The organism is Janthinobacterium sp. CG_23.3, from assembly GCF_046115965.1.
Lineage (GTDB): Bacteria > Pseudomonadota > Gammaproteobacteria > Burkholderiales > Burkholderiaceae_D > Janthinobacterium.
This window is the reverse complement of the sequence record NZ_JBJXIB010000015.1, coordinates 1-19696: the sequence shown is the minus strand read 5'-3', so window position 1 is coordinate 19696 and position 19696 is coordinate 1. Positions and strand designations below refer to the sequence as shown.

Genomic DNA, 19696 nt, shown 5'->3' with positions numbered 1-19696 from the left:
TTAATTAATCATCTGACCGTTCTCAGCGACTAAATATACCATGATTCAATGACATCATTGCATGCTTTGCATTAATATTTTTACAGCCTGGATTGCTTTCAATTCAGACCAACACAATGGCGGTGACTTCGATCTCCACCTTGGCCCGGTCCTCCACCAGCGCCACCACCTGCACCGCCGTCATGGCCGGGAAATGCAGGCCGATCAACTCGCGGTAGGCGACGCCGATGTCGCGGTAGGCGGCCACGTATTCGCGCTTGTCGACGACGTACCAAGTCATGCGCACAATATCGGACGGCTTGGCGCCGGCCTCGGCCAGCACCTCGACCACGTTCTGCAGCGCCTGGCGCACCTGGCCGGCGAAGTCGTCGGTGTGGAACACGCCCTGCCCGTCCCAGCCTATCATGCCGCTGACGCACACCGTGCGCCCGCTGGCGGCGACGCCGTTCGAGTAGCCGCGCGGCTTGGCCCATCCGGGCGGTTGTAAAAATTCCATGTCAAACCTTTCTCATACTCATAGTAGGATACTGCGCGCGCAAATGGTAGCGCGATTTTCGTAGGTCGGCTTAGCCCGACGGGCGTAAGCCGACCGGCGTCGGCGGCGGCCCGGCGTCGACTGACGCGTTGCGCCAATCCGATCCGCGACGCTACTCCTGGGCCGGCGCCTCGCGCAGCAGTTCGCGCGCGATGATCAGTTGCTGCACCTCGGTGGCGCCCTCGTAGATGCGCAGCGCGCGGATTTCGCGGTACAGGCATTCGACCGGGTGGCCGCTGACCACGCCCAGGCCGCCGAACAGTTGCACCGCCGCGTCGATCACCTGTTGCGCCGTCTCGGTCGCCGTTATCTTCGCCATCGCCGCCTCCTTGGTGACTTTGCGGCCCTGGTCGCGCTGCCAGGCGGCGCGGTAGGTCAGCAGCGCGGCGGCGTCGATGCCGGTCGCCATCTGCGCCAGCTTGGCCTGGGTCAGCTGGAAGTCGGCCAGCGTCTGGCCGAACATCTTGCGCTGCGTCGCGTGCGCCAGCGCCGCGTCGAAGGCGCGCCGGGCGAAGCCCAGCGCGGCCGCCGCCACCGAGGTGCGGAACACGTCCAACGTCGCCATCGCCACCTTGAAGCCCTGCCCCGGCGCGCCCAGGCGGGCGCTGGCCGGGATCCGGCAATGGTCGAAGCGCAGCCGCGCCAGCGGATGCGGCGCGATCAGGTGGATGCGCTCCGCCACTTCGCAGCCGGGCGTGGCGGCGTCGACGATAAAGGCGCTGATGCCGCGCGCGCCCGGCGCCTCGCCGGTGCGCGCGAACACCACGTAGAAGTCGGCGATACCGCCGTTGGAAATCCAGGTCTTCTCGCCGTTGAGCACGTAGTCGTCGCCGTCGGCCACCGCCGCGCACGCCATCGCGGCGACGTCGGAGCCGGCCTGCGGCTCCGACAGCGCGAACGCGGCGATGGCCTCGCCGCGTTCGACCCGCGGCAGGTAGGCGTCTTTGTTGGCGGCGCTGCCGAACAGGCTGATGGCGCACGAGCCCAGCCCCTGCATGGCGAAGCTGAAGTCGGCCAGGCCGGCGTGGCGCGCCAGCGTTTCGCGGATCAGGCAAATGGCGCGCGTGTCGATCTCGCCGATGGCGTGCTTGAGCCAGCCGGCCTGGCCCAGCTGGCGCACCAGCGCGCGGCAGGCGACGTCGACGTCGGCGCCGTGGACGTCGTGGATGTGCCGCGCGGCCCAGGCGTCCAACTCGCGTTCGAGCTGGGCGTGCTTCGGCTCGAAAAACGGCCAGTCCAGATAAGTTTTATCGCTCATGCTCAATCCCCCTCGAATTGCGGTTTTTCCTTCGCCACGAAAGCGTGGTAGGCGCGGTGGAAGTCGTTGGTCGCCATGCAAATGGCCTGCGCCTGGGCTTCCGCCTCGATCGCCTCGTCGATGCCCATGTTCCACTCCTGCTGCAGCATTTTCTTGGTCATGCCGTGGGCGAAGGTGGGGCCGTTGGCCAGCTCGGCGGCGAAGGCCCGGGCCGCGGCCAGCAGCGCCCCGGGCTCGTGCAGGCTGTTGAAAAAGCCCCAGCGCTCCCCTTCCACGCCCGACATCGAGCGGCCGGTGTAGAGCAGCTCGGCGGCGCGGCCCTGGCCGATCACCCGCGGCAGCAGCGCGCAGGCGCCCATGTCGCAGCCGGCCAGGCCGACCCGGGTAAACAGGAAGGCGGTCTTGCTGCGCGCGCTGCCCAGGCGGATGTCGGAGGCCAGCGCCAGCATCGCCCCGGCGCCGGCGCAGATGCCGTCGATGGCCGCGACGATCGGCTGCGGGCAGGCGCGCATGGCCTTGACCAGGTCGCCGGTCATGCGCGTGAAGGCCAGCAGGCCCGGCATGTCCAGTGTGGTCAGCGGGCCGATGATGTCGTGCACGTCGCCGCCGGAGCAAAAGTTCTCGCCGGCGCCGGTGACGACGACGGCCTTGACGTCGTCGGCGTGGGCCAGCGCGCGGAACAGCTCGCGCAGCTCGGCGTAGGAGTCGAAGGTCAACGGGTTCTTGCGTTCGGGCCGGTTCAAGGTCAGCGTGGCGACGCCGCCGGCCACCTCGAAGCGGAAATGGCCGGCCTGGTAGTCGGCCACGCCGGCGCGGTTGCCGGGCAGTTGCTGGGCTTGGCCAGGGAGGTAGCGCATGGTGTGGTCCTTTATGTATGTTGCTTAGTTGTCGTCGAGCTGGCGCTTCATCTGCGACAGCAGCCCGATCAACTGGGTTTTGTCCTGCGGCGAGACGCCGTGCAGCAGCTCGGCGATCCAGCCTTCGTGTACCTGCGCCATCGTGGCGAAGGCGGCGCGCCCGGCCGCCGTCAGCTTGACGCTGTAGACGCGCCGGTCCTTCGGGGCGGGCACGCGCAGCACCAGCCCCTCCGTCTCAAGCTGGTCGGTGATGCCGGTGATGTTGCCGCCTGTGACCATCATGCGCTTCGACAGCTCGCCCATGCGCAGCCCGTCCGGGTGGCGCTCCAGCTGCGCCATCAAATCAAAACGCGGCAGCGTGATGTCGAAGCTCGAGCGCAGCCGGCTGCGGATCTCGTTTTCAATCTTCACCGTGCAAGAAAGCATGCGCAGCCACAGCTTGAGCGACTGGTGGTGGTCCTGCGTCAGGCGGCTGGCCAGGTCGAGCACGGCGCCGCCGTCGTCGTCGGGTAAGCCGGCGCTCACTTCATTGTCGTTGGGTGTGGCTGGCATAAGGGCGCTTACCTTCATCTATTCACATGACTTCGCCGCCGGCGACGGCGATCGATTGGCCGTTCATGGCGGCCGACTCGGGCAGGCACAACCACGCCACCGCGGCGGCCACTTCAACGCTTTGCACCAGGCGTTTTTGCGGATTGCCGGCGGCCAGTTCGGCCAGCGCCTCGGCCTCGCTGCGGCCGGTTTTGCCGCTGATGTTGGCCAGCGCCTGCTGCACGATGTCGGTGTCGGTGTAACCGGGGCAAACCGCGTTCACCGTCACGCCCTTGGCCGCCACCTCCAACGCCAGCGCCCGCGTCAGCCCCACCAGGCCGTGCTTGGCGGCGACGTAAGCGCTCACGTAGCGGTAGCCGACCAGGCCGGCGGTCGAGGCGACGTTGACGATGCGGCCCCAGCGCGCCTCCAGCATGCCCGGCAGCGCCGCCTGCATGCAGTGGAAGGCGCCGGTCAGGTTCACCGCCAACATCTGCTGCCACAGCGCCGCGTCGGTCTTGCCGAACGGCGCGGAGCTGGCCTGGCCGGCGTTGTTGACCAGTATGTCGATGCGGCCCAAGCGCGCGGCGGCGCGCCCGAAGGCGGCCCGCACCGCGTCCTCGTCGGTGATGTCGAGCCGCTCGCAGGCGAGCTCGCCCAGGGGCGCCAGTTCCGCCGCGGCGGCCGCCAGTGTGGCGCCGTCGCGCCCGGCCAGCGTGACGCGGGCGCCGCGTTCCAGCAGCGCGCGGGCGCAGGCCAGGCCGATGCCGCGCCCGGCCCCGGTCACCAGCGCGTGCTTGCCGGCCAATGCGAGGGACGCCATGTCAACCCTCCAGCAGCTTGGCCGCGACTTGCTGCGGGCTCAAGCCGGTGTTGGCGGCGGCCAGCTGGCGCTCGCGTTCGAGGTTGCGCTCGAGTTGCAGCTTGCCCGGCTGGTACTGCTTCGGCCACGGCAGCGCGTGGAAGCCGATTTTCGCCGCCTCGGTCAGGGTCCAGGCCGGGTTGGCCAGATGCGGCCGGCCCACCGCGCACAGGTCGGCGCGGCCGGCGGCGATGATGCTGTTGGCGTGGTCGGCCTCGAAGATCGAGCCGACCGCCATCGTCGCCACGCCGGCCTCGTTGCGCACGCGGTCGGCGAACGGGGTCTGGAACATGCGCCCGTACAGCGGTCGCTCGGCCTTGCTGACCTGGCCCGACGAGCAATCGATCAGGTCCGCGCCGGCCGCCTTGAACAGGCGCGCGATGCGCACCGCGTCGTCCGGCGTGACGCCGCCTTCGACCCAGTCGTGCGCCGAAATGCGCACGCTCATCGGCTTGTGCCGCGGCCACGCCGCGCGCATCGCGGCGAACACCCGCAGCGGGAAGCGGCAGCGGTTTTCCAGGCTGCCGCCGTATTCGTCGCCGCGCAAGTTGGTCAGCGGCGAGATAAAGCTCGACAGCAGGTAGCCGTGCGCGCAGTGCAGTTCGAGCCAGTCGAAGCCGGCCAGGTCCGAGGCCAGCGTGGCGCGCACGAAGTCGGCCTCGATGCGCGCCATGTCGGCGCTGTCGGCGGCGCGCGCGGTCTGCGACACGCCGGCCAAGTATTGCTGCTCGGACGCCGCCAGCAGCGGCCAGTTGCCCTCTTCCAGGGGCTGGTCGATGCCGTCCCACATGGCGCGGGTCGAACCCTTGGCGCCGGCGTGGCCCAGCTGGATGGCGATCTTCGCGTCGCTGCCGGCGTGGACGAAGTCGACGATGCGCTTCCAGGCCTGGGTGTGCGCCGGCGCGTACATGCCGGGACAGGCCGGCGTGATGCGCGCGTCGGCCGAGACGCAGGTCATTTCGGCGAACACCATGGCGGCGCCGCCCAGCGCGCGCGCCCCCAGGTGCACCAGGTGGTAGTCGCCGGCGACGCCGTCGACGGCGCTGTACTGCGCCATCGGCGAGACCACGATGCGGTTTTTCAGCGTCAGGCCGCGCGCCTTGAAGGGAGTGAACATCGGCGGCACGCGCGCGCCGGCCGGCAGCGCCACGCCGGCCTGGGCGCAGGCGCGCCCGGCCAGCCACAGCTCGTAGCCGGCGACGTAGTCCGGGTCGCGCAGGCGCAGGTTTTCGTGCGACAGGCGCTGGCTGCGCGTCAGCATCGAATAGGCGAACTGCGGCGCCTCCATGGCGCTATAGCGCGCGACGTTCTCGAACCACTCCATCGAATTGCGCGCCGCGCTCTGGATCTTGATGACCTCGATCGCCCGCGCCGCCTGGTAGTCGGCCAGCGCCAAGGTTGGCGCCTGCGCCGCGCCGGCGTGCCGGCCGAAGCAGCGCGCCAGCTCGATGGCGTCCTCCAGCGCCAGCTTGGTGCCGGAGCCGATCGAATAGTGCGCGGTGTGGGCGGCGTCGCCCATCAGCACCACCGGCACGGCGCCGTTCCAGTGCACCCACTGGCCGCAGACGATGCGCGGGAAGGTGATCCACATGGCCGAACCGCGCAGGTGCGGCGAATTCGACATCAACGCGTGGCCGTCGAGCTGGTCGGCGAACAACTGCTCGCAGAAGGCGACGCTCTGCTCGGCGCTCATGTCGGCCAGGCCGGCGCCGCGCCACACGGCTTCCGGCGCCTCGACGATGAAGGTCGAGGTGTCGCCGTCGTATTTATAAATATGCGCCTGGAACCAGCCGTGCGCGGTTTCCTTGAAGGCGAAGGTGAAGGCGTCGAACTTCTTGCGTGTGCCGAGCCAGACGAAGCGGCATTGGCGCGCCTCGATGTCGGGCTGGTAGCTGGCCGCGTAGCGGGTGCGGATGCGGCTGTTCAAGCCGTCCGAGGCGATCACCAGGTCGGCGCCGTAGGCCTTGGCGATGTCCTGGTCGTCCTGGACCTCGGTCTCGAACACCAGTTCGACGCCGAGTTCCTCGCAGCGCTGTTGCAGGATGTTGAGCAGGCGCTTGCGGCCGATGCCGCAGAAGCCGTGGCCGCCGGAACGCACCTTGGCGCCCTTGAAATGCACGTCGATGTCGTCCCAGTGGTTGAACGATTGCAAGATCGCGCGGGCGCTCTGCTCGTCGGCGCCAACCAGGTTGCCCAGCGTCTGGTCGGAGAACACCACGCCCCAGCCGAAGGTGTCGTAGGGGCGGTTGCGCTCGACGACGACGATGCGGTGGGCCGGGTTCTGCTTCTTCATCAGCAGGCTGAAATACAGGCCGGCCGGGCCGCCGCCTATGCAAACGATATTCATATTGGACTCATTTTCATTCGGCGCGCAGCTTGAAGCGCTGCAGCTTGCCGGTTTCGGTGCGCGGCAGGGCCGCCTGGAATTTGATCGAGCGCGGGTATTTGTACGGCGCGATCTGCTGTTTGACGAATTCCTGCAGCGCCCTGGCCTGCTGCTCGGAGGCGTCGAAGCCGCTTTTCAGCACCACGTGCGCCTCGACGACCTGGCCGCGCTCCTCGTCCGCGCGGCCGATGACGCCGCATTCGGCCACCGCCGGGTGGCGCAGCAAGGCCTCCTCGACCTCCGGCCCGGCGATGTTGTAGCCGGCCGAGATGATCATGTCGTCGGTGCGCGAGCGGTAGAAAAAATAGCCGTCGGCGTCCATCTCGTAGGCGTCGCCGGTCAGGTTCCAGCCGTCCAGCACATAGTCGTTCTGGCGCGCGTCGTCGAGGTAGCGGCAGCCGGTCGGGCCCTTGACGGCGAGCCGTCCGACCACGCCCGGGCCGACCGGCTTGCCGTCGGCGTCGAGGATGCAGGCCTGGTAGCCGGGGATCGGTTTGCCGGTGGCGCCGCGGCGGATTTGCGCGCCGGCGGCGGAAATGAAGATGTGCAGCAGCTCGGTGGCGCCGATGCCGTCGATCATGGCCAGGCCGGTGGCGCCCTGCCAGCTGTCGCGCGTGGCCAGCGGCAGCGCCTCGCCGGCCGAGACGCTCTTGCGCAGGCTGGACAGGTCGTAGTTGGCCGCCAGCGGCGCCATCTGGCGGTAAAACGTCGGCGCGGTGAAGCAGATGGTGGCGCGGTAGCGCGCGATCGCCCGCAGCAGCGTCTCCGGCGTCAGCTTTTCCAGCAGCACGGCGGCGGCGCCGACGCGCAGCGGGAACAGCAGCAGGCCGCCCAGGCCGAAGGTGAAGGCCAGCGGCGGCGTGCCGATGAAGACGTCGTCGGCCTGCGACTCCAGCGTCGAGCGCGGAAAGCAGTCGCAGATGGCCAGCACGTCGCGGTGGAAGTGCATGGTGCCCTTGGGCACGCCGGTGGTGCCGGAGGTGAAGCTGATCAGGCAAACGTCGTCGGCGGCGGTGTCGAGCGCCTCGAAGCGGCCGTCGTGCGCCGCCATGCGCGCCTCCAGCGAATCGGCGCCGGCGTCGTTGAACCAGACGGTCGGCGGGGCGGCGTCGAGGGCGTCGATCTCGGCGCGCAGGCCGGCCGCGCACAGCACCGCGTCGACCCGCGCCTTGCCGATGATCGCGGCGAGTTCCTTGGCGCGCAGCAGCGGCATGGTCGGCACCGCGACGCAACCGCTTTTCAGCACCGCCAGCAGGCAGGCCGCCATCATCGGGTTGTTGGCGCCGCGCAGCAGCACGCGGTTGCCCGGCACCAGGCCGAGCTCGTCGCGCAGCACCTGGGCGATCTGGTTGACCTTGCGCTGCAAGGTGGCGTAGCTCCACTGCTCGGCGTCGGCGTAGATGGCGACGCGCCCGCCGCCGCCGTCGGCCACGGCGGCGTCGAGCAGCGCGCCGACGCAGTTCAGCCGCGCCGGGTACTGCAGCGACGGCAGGTCGAAGCGGATCTGCGGCCACTGCCCGGGCGGCGGCAAATGCTCGCGCGCGAAATGGTCGAGGTGGGCGGTGTAGGCGGTGGCGGCGGGTGCGGCGGCAGTCGGTCTGGTCATGGTTGCCCTGAGCTTTGGAGAAACGTATCGGTTCGTCGTATCGATTCGGCCTGCGAGCAGATACTTTAAACCTAAACTATCCAAACATCAAGCGGGGAAATCACAGCAGGAAAAAGGGAGGAAAACCGGGGACAGACCACGATTTCCGGGAAATACTTTCCCGGAAATCGTGGTCTGTCCCCGGTTTTTTTACGCGGGCAGGTTTTGCTGGCGCACCAGGCCGGCCTGGTGGATCACCGCGCGCACCACGTCGGCCAGCACCGGCTGCAGCGTCTCGCTCAGCAGCAGGCCCGGCGTGAAGCTGCCCAGCGCCGCCGCGCCGCCGCTCAGGCCGAGCGTGACGCAGCCGACCTGCAGCCGTTCGACGCGCGCCTGCGCCTCGTCCCGTTCGCCGCGCGCCAGCAGCGCGTCGAGCTCGCCGCTGGCCGCCGTCAACTGGTGCTGGAAGCCGGCCAGGTAAACCAGCAGGCGCTCGCTGTTGATGCCGAGCCGGCGCTCGGTCGCCTGCGGCGTTTCGGCCAGGTGCTGGTAGCCGCTGGCGGCCTGGTCCAGGTAGGCGCCCAAATGCACCCGCACCTGGTCGGCCTGGAACGGTTTGACGATGTAGCCGGCCGCGCCCGACTGGGTTGCGTGCTGCACCGTTTCGCGGTCGGTTGCCGAGGACACCAGCACCAGCGGCATGGTGTTGAGGGTGGCGTCGCCCTTGACGCGCTGCAGCAGCTCCATGCCGGACAGGCGCGGCATGCGCAGGTCGCAAAAGCAGATCGACGGGCGCAGCCCGTTTTCCAGCTGCTCCCAGGCGTCCACGCCGTCCTCCGCCTCGACAATGTCGAAGCTGCCGCAACTGTCGATCAGGTGCATCAATACCATGCGCGAGACGACGTCGTCGTCCACCACCAATACTTTCATGTGTCTCTCCAAGGTCCAGCGCGCCTGTTTTCGCCGGCATCACGGCCGGCTGATGCTTGCATTTATATTACATTATAACCAGCGCAACCAGCGCACCGCTACAGCCCGCTACACGACGCCGGCCAGCAGCGCGCGCAGACGCGGCATGGCCGCCGCCAGCGCCGTCCAGCCGCCGGCGTCGGCCAGCCGTTCCAGCTCGCCGCACAGCAGGTGCAACTCGACCTCGTCGAGGTAGGCGGCGCTGCCCTTGAGTCCGTGCAGCAGGCGTCCGGCGGCCTCGCCGTCGCGCCCGGCCAGCGCCGCGTCGAGCGCCGCCAGGCGGGCGTTGACGTCGCCGGCGAAGGCGTCGCGCAGGCGCCGCGTCAGCTCGCCCGGGCGGCGCCGGGCCGGCTGCGGCGCGGCCTCGGCGGCCACGCCGAACATCGCGTCGAGTTCGCCGGCCGACGGCGCCGGCGCCGGCATCAACGGCAGCGCCAGGCCGCGCTGCAACTGGCGCTCGATGGCGCGGCCGAGCTGGAAATGCAGCGCCGCCTCGTCGATCGGCTTGGTCAGGAAGTCGTCCATGCCGGCGCCCAGGTAGCGGCTGCGGTCCTCCTCGCTGGCGTTGGCGGTGAGCGCGATGATCATCAGCTCCTGGTCGCGCACCGGCGCCTCGGCGGTGCCGCCGGCGCGGATCAGCCGCGTCGCGCTGGCGCCGTCCATCTCCGGCATGCGCCCGTCCATCAGGATCAGGTCGTAGCGCACGCGCGCGCACGCCGCCACCGCCAGCGCGCCGTTGCCGACCACCTCGACGCGGTGGCCGAGGTCTTCGAGCAGCACGCGGATGATGATCTGGTTGGTCGGGAAGTCCTCGGCGCACAGCACCCGCAGTTGGTGGCTGTGCGGCGCGCGCGGCACCTGCGGCACCAGCGGCGGCGCCACGCCGTCGGCCAGCGGCACCACGAAGGTGAAGGTGCTGCCCAGGCCGGGCGCGCTCTCGGCGGTGATATGCCCGTCCATCAGGTCGACCAGTTGGCGGCAGATCGCCAGTCCCAGCCCGGTGCCGCCATAGCGCCGGGTGGTGGTGCTGTCGGCCTGCTCGAACTGCTGGAACAGGCGCGGCAGCGCCTCCTGCTCGATGCCGATGCCGGAGTCGCTGACGGTGAAGCGTATCAGGTTCAGGCCGCGCCCGTGCGCGCCGGGCGCGCTGCCGGCGCGCTCGACGCGCATGCTGACCGCGCCGCGCTGGGTGAACTTGAAGGCGTTGCCGACCAGGTTGACCAGCACCTGGCGCAGCCGGGTCGGGTCGCCGACGACAAAGCTCGGCAGGTCCGGCGCGAAGTCGATGGCGAAGCCGACGCTGCGCGCCGCCGCCTGCTCCTCGAACAGGCTGACCACGTTCTCGATGGCCGCGCCGAGGGCGAAGTCGATGTTCTCGATACTCAGCTTGCCGGCCTCGATCTTCGAGAAGTCGAGCAGGTCGTTGATGATCGCCAGCAGCGACTGGGCGTTGGCCTGGCCGCGCAGGATTTGCTCGCGGGTCGACTGCTGCAACTGCTGGTCGCGCAGCGCGAAGCCGAGCATGCCGATGACGCCGGCCAGCGGGGTGCGCATCTCGTGGCTCATGTTGGCCAGGAACTCGGACTTTTGCCGGGTCGCGTCCTCGGCCTTCCGCTTGGCCTGGCGCAGCCGCTCGTCGTTGTCCTGCAGCGCGCGGTTGGCCAGGGCCAGCTCGCCCGATTGCAGCCGCACCTGTTTTTCCTGCTGCCGCAGCAGCAGGTTCTTGTGCTCGACCTCGGCGGTGCGCTGCGAGACCTGCTGCTCCAGCCAGCTCTTTTGCGCGCGCACGCCGCGCATGCGCGCCTGGTAGGCGGCCAGCGCGGCGCCCACCAGCAGCAGCGCCAGCAGCGTGCGGAACCACCAGGTTTTCCAGTACGGCGGCAGGATCGTGATGGCCAGCGTGGCGCCGGCCTCGTTCCACAGGCCGTCCTTGTTGGCGGCTTTGACGCGGAACACGTAGCGGCCCGGGTCGAGGTTGGTGTAGGTGGCGAAGCGCTTGCCGGCGTCGGTGGCGACCCAGTCGCGGTCGAAGCCCTCGAGGCGGTAGGCGAAGCGGTTGCGCTGCGGCGCGGCGTAGTGCAGGGCGGCGAATTCGAGCGAGAAGACGGCGTCCTGGTCGCCCAGGGTCAGCGCGGCGCTGCCCTCGATGGCGCCGGCCAGCACCCGCGGGTAGGCGCCGCGGCCGGGTTCGACCGGCTGGTTGAGGATCTGGAAGGCGGTGATGGCCACCGGCGGCGCGACGCCGTTGTTGCGGATCGCCCGCGGATCGAAGCCGGTGACGCCGGAGAAGCCGCCGAAGTACAGGCTGCCGTCGGGGCCGCGCAGCGCGGCGCCGTCGAAGAAGGCGCCGGCGGCGGTGCCGTCGGAGCTGTCGAAGTTGCGGAAGCGCCCGCTGGACGGGTCGAGGTGGCTGATGCCGCTGTTGGTGCTCAACCACAGGCCGCCGGCGCCGTCGGCGAGGATGCTGGCGATGGCGTCGTCGGCCATGCCGTCGCGCCGCAGGTAGCGGCGAAAGCGCGGCACGCCGTCGGCGCCCAGCTTCATGCGGTTCAAGCCGTTGGCGGTGCCGACCCACAGCGCGCCGCCCTGGTCCTCGAACAGCGCGTGCACCTCGTCGTGGCTCAGGCTGGCCGGGTCCTTCGGGTCGTGGCGGAAGTGGCGGAAGCGGCCGGTTTTCCGGTCCAGCAGGTCGAGGCCGTTGAAGGTGCCGACCCACAGCGCGCCGCGGCGGTCCTCCAGCACCGGGCGCACCACGTCGTCGGCCAGGCTGGCCGGGTCGGCCGGGTCGTGGCGGAAGCTCTGGTAGGCCTGCGTTTCCGGGTCGAGCCGGTGCAGGCCGCCGCGGGTGGCGACCCACAGCATGCCGGCGCGGTCGCCGACCACGTTGCGGATGATGTCGCTGCCGGGGTCGCCGCGGGCGAACGACAGCGTGGCGAAGCGCCCGCTGGCGGTGTCGAGCCGGTACAGGCCGGTGCGCCCGCCGACCCACAGCGTGCCGCCCTTGCCGGGCCACAGCGCGCTGACCTGTTCGTCGCGCGCGGCGCCGGCCTGCGGCGGCGACGTGAACAGCTCGGCCTCGCCGGTGGCCGCGTCGACCAGGTTCAGGCCGTTGTTGGTGCCGACCCACAGGCGCCCGGCGCCGGCGTCGGCGAGCGCGCGCACCTTATTGTCCGACAAGGAGCGCGCGGCGTCGGCCACCTTGGCGAAATGGGCGAAGCCGCCGCTGCCCAGGTCGACCCGGCTGACGCCGTTGTACCAGGTGCCGACCCAGAACGTGCCGACGCGGTCGCGGTACAACGCCGATACCTGGTTGTCGGCGACGCTGTGGCGGTCGCTGTCGTGGTGGCGGTACTGCACCAGGCGGCCGGTTTGCGGGTCCCAGCGGTACAGGCCCTCGGAATGGCTGCCGATCCAGATGGTGGCGTCGGCGTCCTGGTACAGCGCGCCGATGCGCCCTTCCTTCAAGCCCTGCGCCGCGCCGAGCCGGCTGCGCGCCGGCGCCGCGCCGACGCCGCCGAGGCGCCAGCGTTCGACCCCGGCCAGGCTGCCGATCCACAGGTTCTGCCCGGCGTCGACCAGCAGCGCCTGCACCGCGTTGCGCTTGGCGCCGGCGGCGTCGGGCTCGACGGCGAAGTGTTCGAAGGCGGCCGCGCCGGGCGCCAGCATGTCCAGGCCGGTGGCTGTGCCGACCCACAGGCGGCCGGCGCCGTCGCGCGCCAGCGCGTTGACGGCGTTGTCGCCCAGGCTGCCGGGACGGCCGGCTTCATGGTGCCACAGCGTGAAGCGGCCGCTGGCCGGGTCGAAATGCTGCAGGCCGTCGGCGCTGGCGATCCACAGGCCGCCGGCGCCGTCGTCGACGATGGCGCCGACGTGGCGGTTGCCGTTGCCGCGCTGGCCGGCCTGGCGCGGCACGAAGTGGCTAAAGTCGTGGCTGGCCGGGTTGTAGAGGTCGAGGCCGCCGTCGGTGCCGACCCAGAGCCGGCCGGACGGGTCGACGTGCAGCACCCGCACCCAGTCGGCGGCCAGGCTGCGCGGGTCGGCGCCGCTGCTCTTGTAGGTGGTGACGCGGTAGCCGTCGTAGCGGCTCAGGCCGGCCTGGCTGCCGAACCACATGAAGCCCTGGCGGTCCTGGGCGATCGCCAGCACGGTCTCCTGCGCCAGGCCGTGCTCGACGCTGAGCTGTTCGAAGCGCAGGCTGCGCGCCGGCGCGGCGCCGGCCGGCGCGGCCGCGCCGGCGCACAGCGCCAGCAACGCCAGCAACGCTGGCAACCACGCCAGCAACGCTGGCAACCACGCCAGCGGCGCCGGCCGCGGCGGGCCGGGCCGGCCACGTAAACGTCGAAGTAACAACACAAGCGTCCTGTGGGCTAAAAGGGTGGAAAGGCGCGCGGCCGACGCTCGCGGGGAGGAGTCAAGAGCCGAAAAACGCCAGCACATCGTCCTTGCGGGCCTGCGTGTCGCGCTGGCCCAGCCGTATCAACTCGCAAGTATATGATGATTCGAACAATAAGTACGACGCCAATGCGGCGCCGCGCGCCTCGGCCGCGCCTATGCTCGACAACATGGTGCGGATCGGCCGCGGCAAACTGGCGATATGCCGGCTGGCGATGTCGTCGAGGCGCTCGGACGGCGCGATCACCAGCAGCTCGACCGGCTTCAACGGCGTGCGCGCCAAAAACTCCTCGGGCAGCATCGACAGCGTCAAGTTGATGCGGTTCAGGCGCTCGATGTCGACCGCCAGGCCGTCGAGGAAGATCGAGGACATGGCGTGGCCGGCGATCTGCGCCAGGCTGGGGTAGCGCGCCGACTCGGTGGCGTCGCGCGCCGGTTCGGTCAGGCGGCCGGCGCCGACCACCAGCACCTTGCTGGCGCCGAGGTGGATCGCCGGCGAGATCGGCGCCAGCTGGCGCATCGAGCCGTCGCCGCAATACTCGCGGTGGCCGCCGACGAACAAGGGCACGGCCGGGAAGATGAAGGGGATCGCCGCCGACGCCAGCAGGTGCTCGACGCCGATCTGGTCCTGCAGCGCCACGCGCTGGGTGCGGATCCACGGCGGTATGTCGGTGGCGGTCTGGTAAAAGGTCATGTGCTGGCCGCCGGTATAGGACGAGGCGGTGACGGCGAGCGCGTGCAGCAGCCCCTCCGACAGCGCGGCGTCGAGCCGCGGCAGGTCGAGCATGCGGTGCAGCAGGCTCACCAGCGGGGTGTTGTCGAGCAGCGAGGCGGGCGGCGCCGCGCGCCACTGGCGCAGCATCCAGCCGAACGACAGCAGCGACAGCCAGCGCGCGCCCGAGCGGATCACGCCCAGCGAATCGGCGCGGTAGACCTGTTCGACCTTGATGTGCTGCCACACGTCGAGCAGTTTTTGCACGCCCTCGCCGAAGTTGTCGGCGCGGCAGGCCAGCGCGGTGGCGTTGATGGCCCCGGCCGAGGTGCCGCAGATGATGTCGAAGGGGTTGCGCGCGGGCGGCCAGCCGGCCTCCCACAAAATCTCCGAGACCGCCTGTAACACGCCGACCTGGTAGGCGGCGCGGGCGCCGCCGCCGGTCAGGATCAGACCCGTTTTCTTTTGAATTCCCATGCGGCCAAGGGTAGCAGGGTCTGCCGCGTTTGTGGGCAATGTTGCGAGATTAAAACATCGCGCCGGCCAAGCCGCCGTGGAACCTACTTCGGCTGCATGCGGATGGCGCCGTCGAGGCGGATCGACTCGCCGTTGAGCATGACGTTTTCAATGATCGCCCTGACCAGGTGGGCGTATTCGTCCGGCTTGCCCAGGCGCGAAGGGAAAGGCACCATTTTGCCAAGCGCGTCCTGCACCTCGGCTGGCATGCCCAGCAACATCGGCGTCTCGAAAATGCCGGGCGCCACCGTCATTACGCGGATGCCGCTGCGCGCCAGGTCGCGCGCCATCGGCAGCGTCAGGCCGACCACGGCCGCCTTCGACGAGGCGTAGGCGGCTTGGCCGATCTGGCCGTCGAAGGCGGCCACCGAGGCGGTGTTGACGATAATGCCGCGCTCGCCCTGCGCGGTGGCGTCGCTCTTGCCCATCGCGTCGGCGGCCAGGCGCGCCATGTTGAAGGTGCCGACCAGGTTGATGTTGACGGTGCGCTGGAACACCTCGAGCGGATGCGGGCCGTCCTTGCCGACGGTTTTCACGGCCGGCGCCACGCCGGCGCAGTTGATCAGGCCGCGCAGCGTGCCCAGTGCCACGGCGGCGGCGACCACGGCCAGGCCGTCCGCTTCCGACGTGACGTCGCACTGGACGAACTGGCCGTTCAACTCCGCCGCCAGCTTGGTGCCGGCCTCGACCTGCACGTCGGCCAGCACGACCTTGCCGCCGGCCGCCGTCAGCATGCGCGCGGTGGCCGCGCCCAGGCCGGACGCGCCGCCGGTGATGATGAATACATTGTCTTGAATCTGCATAAAAATCCTCCGTCGATAGTGAAAATGGCGCGCAATCTTGCTTTGCCGTCCGTGACGCGCGCCTGGCCTATTTGCCGTTTACGTAAACGTCAAGTGACGGCAATTGTAGCGACTTTTCAAGCCGAACAGAGAAAAACGGTTCAGAACATTAGTAGCACTGCAACCATGCGCCGTTGCGCACGCACTGCCTGCCGCCGGCGTCGATGGTGGCGTTCCCGACGCCGCCGTTGTGGCGAACGCCGGCGGCGTCGCGGCAGCCGCCGCTATCGCAGCCAATAATAGGCAACGGCGGCAATGGGGATGATTGTGGCGATGGCGTTAATGGCGTTGATGGCGTTGATGGCGAGGCGGCGGCGGCCAGCGGCGGCGCCACCCGGGGCGGCATGCGTCCGACGGCTTGCGGCACCGCGCGGCGCGCCCGGTCCTGCCTGGGCGGCGCCGGCCGGCAAGGTTCGACGGCCAGCCTGGTGGGGTCGTCCGGCGCCAGCGCGCACACCGGCAATGGGCGTGGCGCCGCCGCTTCGGCTGCGCCGGTTTGCGCGGCGGCCTGGTTGAGCCAGCCCGCAACAAGCAGGCCCAGCGCGGCAAGCGCATTGTTCATCGGACTCCCCTTACCTGATACGTCAACGGGACTCCCCTTACCTGATACGTCAACGGGCCGGCGGCGGCGTGTTCGGCGGCGGCACGGCGGCGTTGGCCGGCACCTCGCTGAACCGGCCGGCGACCGGCACCCGGTGCCCGTAGGCGTACATGCATTGCTGGTAGGCGTAATCATAACGCTGTTGCATGCCGTAGCCGGAACTGTCGGCCGCGCCCGCGCCGGCCAGCGCGCCGAAGGCCAGGCCGGTGCCGGCGCCGACGCCGGCGCCGTGGCCGCCGTCAATGGCCGCGCCGGCCAGCGCGCCGATCACCGTGCCCAGCGCCGCGCTGCGCACCCCGCTGTCGACGCCGGCCTGCTGCGCCGACGCGCCGCCCAACTGCGACTGGGCGTAACCCCGGCAGGAAAAATCGTCGCCGCGGAACTGCTCGAAACTCTTGCCGGTGCCCGGCAGCACCAGCGCCGACGGGCCGCTGGGCATGACCGTGCAGGCGCCCAGCAGCAGGGCCGCCAGCGCCGCCGGCAACACCGGTGAGGTATGTGGTTTTGTCAGCATGTCATCGGTCCCTTCAGGGTGTGACGGAATATGGCGCCACCGTGCGCCAGGGCGTCGAGCATTGTTTTACATAGGGGTAATAGCCTTGCGGATTGCTGCAGAAGTACCACAGCCCCGCTGCCGGCGTCACGCCGCGTTCGACATACACGGGCGCTTCCACCACCACCAGCGCAGGACGGTAACGGTAGGCATAGGGATAGTCGAAATACGGGTCGCCGTACCAACCGCCGCCCCAGTACAGCGGGGCGCCAATGGCCACGCCGACGTGGACCCGGCTATAGCCGTGGTGGTGGCCGCTGCGGTCGCCCCAGGCGTTGCTACAAAACACCGAGCCGACAAGGAAGGCCAGCGCCAAGGCCGGCTTCAGGTATTTTCTGGCGCCGTGCGGGCGCGGAGAAATGTGCTTGAGTAGGTCGAGTTGATTTTCCATGGCCCACCTCCGGGCGTTGCGAAACCAAATGAAGGTGAAGACATTATTGGCAGAGACGACGCGAAAGAAAAGCCGCCGTAACAATTCGTCACGATTGATACGAACGGATATGGATTGCAGAAAACGTTGCGCGGCCATGTGGAAAAGCAACGACAGGCGGGCCGGGTCAACGACGGGGTGTCGACCCGGCACGGCTGCCTGTGCGTGCTGTCAGCGTGCGCCGCGGCAAGCGCGGCGTCGCCGGCGCCGGTCTACTTCGGGGCCGCGGGCGCGGCCGCGTCGACCGCGCCGACGGCCGGCAGCGCCGGCGCGTACAGCGCCACCGGCGCGCTGACGGCCAGCCAGCCGCTGGCCGGCAACAGCGGCACCAGCAGCAGCGCGACGATGTTGATGATCTTGATCAAAGGATTGACGGCCGGGCCGGCGGTGTCCTTGTACGGGTCGCCGACGGTGTCGCCGGTGACGGCGGCCTTGTGGGCGTCCGAGCCCTTGCCGCCGAAGTTGCCGTCCTCGATGTATTTCTTGGCGTTGTCCCAGGCGCCGCCGCCGGTAGTCATTGAAATGGCCACGAACAGGCCGGTGACGATGGTGCCCATCAGCAGCCCGCCCAGCGCGGCCGGCCCAAGCAGCATGCCGACGACGATCGGCACCACCACCGGCAGCAGCGACGGCAGGATCATCTCCTTGATGGCCGAGGCGGTCAGCATGTCGACCGCCTTGTCGTATTCCGGCTTGCCGCTGCCGTCCATGATGCCCTTGATGTCGCGGAACTGGCGCCGCACCTCGACCACCACGGCGCCGGCGGCGCGTCCGACCGCCTCCATCGCCATCGCCCCGAACAGGTAGGGGATCAGGCCGCCAATGAACAGGCCGACGATGACCATCGGGTTCGACAGGTCGAAGGTGATGTGCTGGCCCACCGATTCGAGCGCGTGGGTGTAGTCGGCGAACAGCACCAGCGCGGCCAGGCCGGCCGAGCCGATGGCGTAGCCCTTGGTGACGGCCTTGGTGGTGTTGCCGACCGCGTCGAGCGGGTCGGTGATGGCGCGCACCGAGTCCGGCAGGCCGGACATTTCGGCGATGCCGCCGGCGTTGTCGGTGATCGGGCCGTAGGCGTCGAGCGCGACGACGATGCCGGCCATCGACAGCATCGACGTGGCGGCGATGGCGATGCCGTACAGGCCGCCCAATTGGTACGACACCAGGATCGCCGCGCACACCGCCAGCACCGGATAGGCGGTCGACTTCATCGACACGCCCAGGCCGGCGATGATGTTGGTGCCGTGGCCGGTGGTGGAGGCTTCGGCGATGTGGCGCACCGGCTTGAAGTCGGTGCCGGTGTAGTACTCGGTGATGTAGACCATCAGGCCGGTGAGGACGATGCCGACCACGGCCGAGCCCATCATGCTCACGCGCATGGCCTGCTCGGTCCACACCTGCCACGTGACGACGCCGAAGCCGAGCAGCGACAGGCCGGCGGCCCACCACAGGCCGGTGTACAGCGCCGACATGATTTTCTTGCCGGGCGTGGCCTTGACCATCGAGCAGCCGACGATCGACGCCAGGATCGACACCGCGCCCAGCAGCAGCGGATAGATGACGGCGGCGACCGCGCCGGCGCCGGTGATCAAGAGCGCGCCCAGCAGCATGGTGGCGATCAGCGTCACGACATAGGTTTCGAACAGGTCGGCGGCCATGCCGGCGCAGTCGCCGACGTTGTCGCCGACGTTATCGGCGATCACCGCCGGGTTGCGCGGGTCGTCCTCCGGGATGCCGGCCTCGACTTTGCCAACCAGGTCGGCGCCGACGTCGGCGCCCTTGGTGAAGATGCCGCCGCCCAGTCGCGCGAAAATCGAGATCAGCGAGGCGCCGAAGGCCAGGCCGATCAGCGGCTGGATCAGCTTGTGGGTGTCGGCGCCGGCCGGCGCGCCCACCGTCAGCATCCAGTAAAACAGGGTCACGCCCAGCAGGCCCAGTCCGACCACCAGCATGCCGGTGATGGCGCCGCCCTTGAAGGCGACGTCGAGCGCCTCGTTCATGCCCTTGGTGGCGGCCTGGGCGGTGCGCACGTTGGCGCGCACCGAGACGTTCATGCCGATGAAGCCGCAGGCGCCCGAGAGCACCGAACCGATCAGGAAGCCGAGCGCGGTGTGTAGGCCCAGCAGCGCGTAAATGGCGACCAGCAGCACCGCGCCGACCATGGCGATGGTGCGGTACTGGCGCGCCAGGTAGGCGGCGGCGCCCTCCTGGATCGCCAGGGCGATTTCCTGCATGCGGGCGTTGCCCGCGTCCTGGCGCAAAATCCAACTGCGCGACCAGAGGCCGTACACCACGGCGATGACGCCGCAAGCTATCGCGAACCACAGACTAGCTGCCATATTGTCCCCTTTTGTTTTTGAATCAAGTACTACATCTACGACACTCGGAAACTGCGGCCGTGCCGGATAGACACGTGCAGCCAACCAACTTGCGTACTGCAAAACCTTGAAAAGCGAAAACGGAACACATGGTTAGCGTGTCGGAGGTCGGATTAGCGGCACGCGTAATCCGACCATGTTGGCCGAAGCAAGTCGTGCTGCTCCAGGCCAACGTTGTCGGGTTACGCCGTTCCGGCTAACCCGACCTTCTATGATGAATTCCAAGTCAACTGGTTTTTCGCAAATTTATCCTATCCCTTGTTTCGGTATCGGCGGGGTCAAGGGCGGG

General features: G+C 69.3%; 15 protein-coding genes. All 15 read right to left on the bottom strand.

Annotated features, from left to right (window positions below; genetic code table 11):
- Nucleotides 1-103 precede the first annotated feature (103 nt).
- Nucleotides 104-496, bottom strand: coding sequence for a RidA family protein (locus ACFDR9_RS06250; RefSeq protein WP_409030421.1), 393 nt, complete (start codon nt 494-496; stop codon nt 104-106).
- 151 nt (nt 497-647) lie between these two features.
- Complete coding sequence (locus ACFDR9_RS06245; protein WP_409030420.1) at nt 648-1793, bottom strand: acyl-CoA dehydrogenase family protein; 1146 nt, start codon at nt 1791-1793, stop codon at nt 648-650.
- Between the two features lie 2 nt (nt 1794-1795).
- The gene (locus ACFDR9_RS06240; RefSeq protein WP_409030419.1) at nt 1796-2650 is read right to left on the bottom strand and encodes an enoyl-CoA hydratase family protein; all 855 of its coding nucleotides are present in this window, start codon (nt 2648-2650) and stop codon (nt 1796-1798) included.
- Nucleotides 2651-2674: 24 nt separating this feature from the next.
- The gene (locus ACFDR9_RS06235) at nt 2675-3202 is read right to left on the bottom strand and encodes a MarR family winged helix-turn-helix transcriptional regulator (RefSeq protein WP_081611850.1); all 528 of its coding nucleotides are present in this window, start codon (nt 3200-3202) and stop codon (nt 2675-2677) included.
- Nucleotides 3203-3224: 22 nt separating this feature from the next.
- Complete coding sequence (locus tag ACFDR9_RS06230; protein WP_409030418.1) at nt 3225-4004, bottom strand: SDR family NAD(P)-dependent oxidoreductase; 780 nt, start codon at nt 4002-4004, stop codon at nt 3225-3227.
- A gap of 1 nt (nt 4005) precedes the next feature.
- Entirely contained in the window at nt 4006-6390 is a 2385-nt protein-coding gene (locus tag ACFDR9_RS06225) for a bifunctional salicylyl-CoA 5-hydroxylase/oxidoreductase (protein WP_409030417.1), read from the bottom strand.
- A gap of 13 nt (nt 6391-6403) precedes the next feature.
- Nucleotides 6404-8035: an AMP-binding protein gene (locus ACFDR9_RS06220; protein WP_409030416.1), complete on the bottom strand. Its 1632-nt coding sequence runs from the start codon at nt 8033-8035 to the stop codon at nt 6404-6406.
- A gap of 189 nt (nt 8036-8224) precedes the next feature.
- Nucleotides 8225-8944, bottom strand: a complete 720-nt coding sequence (locus tag ACFDR9_RS06215; protein WP_017876915.1) for a response regulator — start codon at nt 8942-8944, stop codon at nt 8225-8227.
- A gap of 108 nt (nt 8945-9052) precedes the next feature.
- Complete coding sequence (locus ACFDR9_RS06210) at nt 9053-13333, bottom strand: two-component regulator propeller domain-containing protein (RefSeq protein ID WP_409030415.1); 4281 nt, start codon at nt 13331-13333, stop codon at nt 9053-9055.
- A gap of 61 nt (nt 13334-13394) precedes the next feature.
- Nucleotides 13395-14564, bottom strand: coding sequence for a patatin-like phospholipase family protein (locus ACFDR9_RS06205; RefSeq protein WP_409030414.1), 1170 nt, complete (start codon nt 14562-14564; stop codon nt 13395-13397).
- Nucleotides 14565-14647: 83 nt separating this feature from the next.
- The gene (locus ACFDR9_RS06200; RefSeq protein ID WP_409030413.1) at nt 14648-15406 is read right to left on the bottom strand and encodes a 3-hydroxyacyl-CoA dehydrogenase; all 759 of its coding nucleotides are present in this window, start codon (nt 15404-15406) and stop codon (nt 14648-14650) included.
- A gap of 148 nt (nt 15407-15554) precedes the next feature.
- On the bottom strand, nt 15555-16007 hold the full coding sequence (locus ACFDR9_RS06195; RefSeq protein ID WP_409030412.1) for a hypothetical protein: 453 nt from the start codon (nt 16005-16007) through the stop codon (nt 15555-15557).
- A 49-nt stretch (nt 16008-16056) separates the two neighbouring features.
- Entirely contained in the window at nt 16057-16560 is a 504-nt protein-coding gene (locus ACFDR9_RS06190; protein WP_409030411.1) for a hypothetical protein, read from the bottom strand.
- Between the two features lie 13 nt (nt 16561-16573).
- Nucleotides 16574-16990 carry a hypothetical protein gene (locus ACFDR9_RS06185; RefSeq protein ID WP_409030410.1) on the bottom strand — a complete coding sequence of 139 codons (417 nt, stop codon included), beginning with the start codon at nt 16988-16990 and terminating at the stop codon, nt 16574-16576.
- 251 nt (nt 16991-17241) lie between these two features.
- A complete protein-coding gene (locus tag ACFDR9_RS06180; protein WP_409030409.1) occupies nt 17242-19368 on the bottom strand; it encodes a sodium-translocating pyrophosphatase in 2127 nt (708 codons plus the stop codon).
- Nucleotides 19369-19696: the final 328 nt, after the last annotated feature.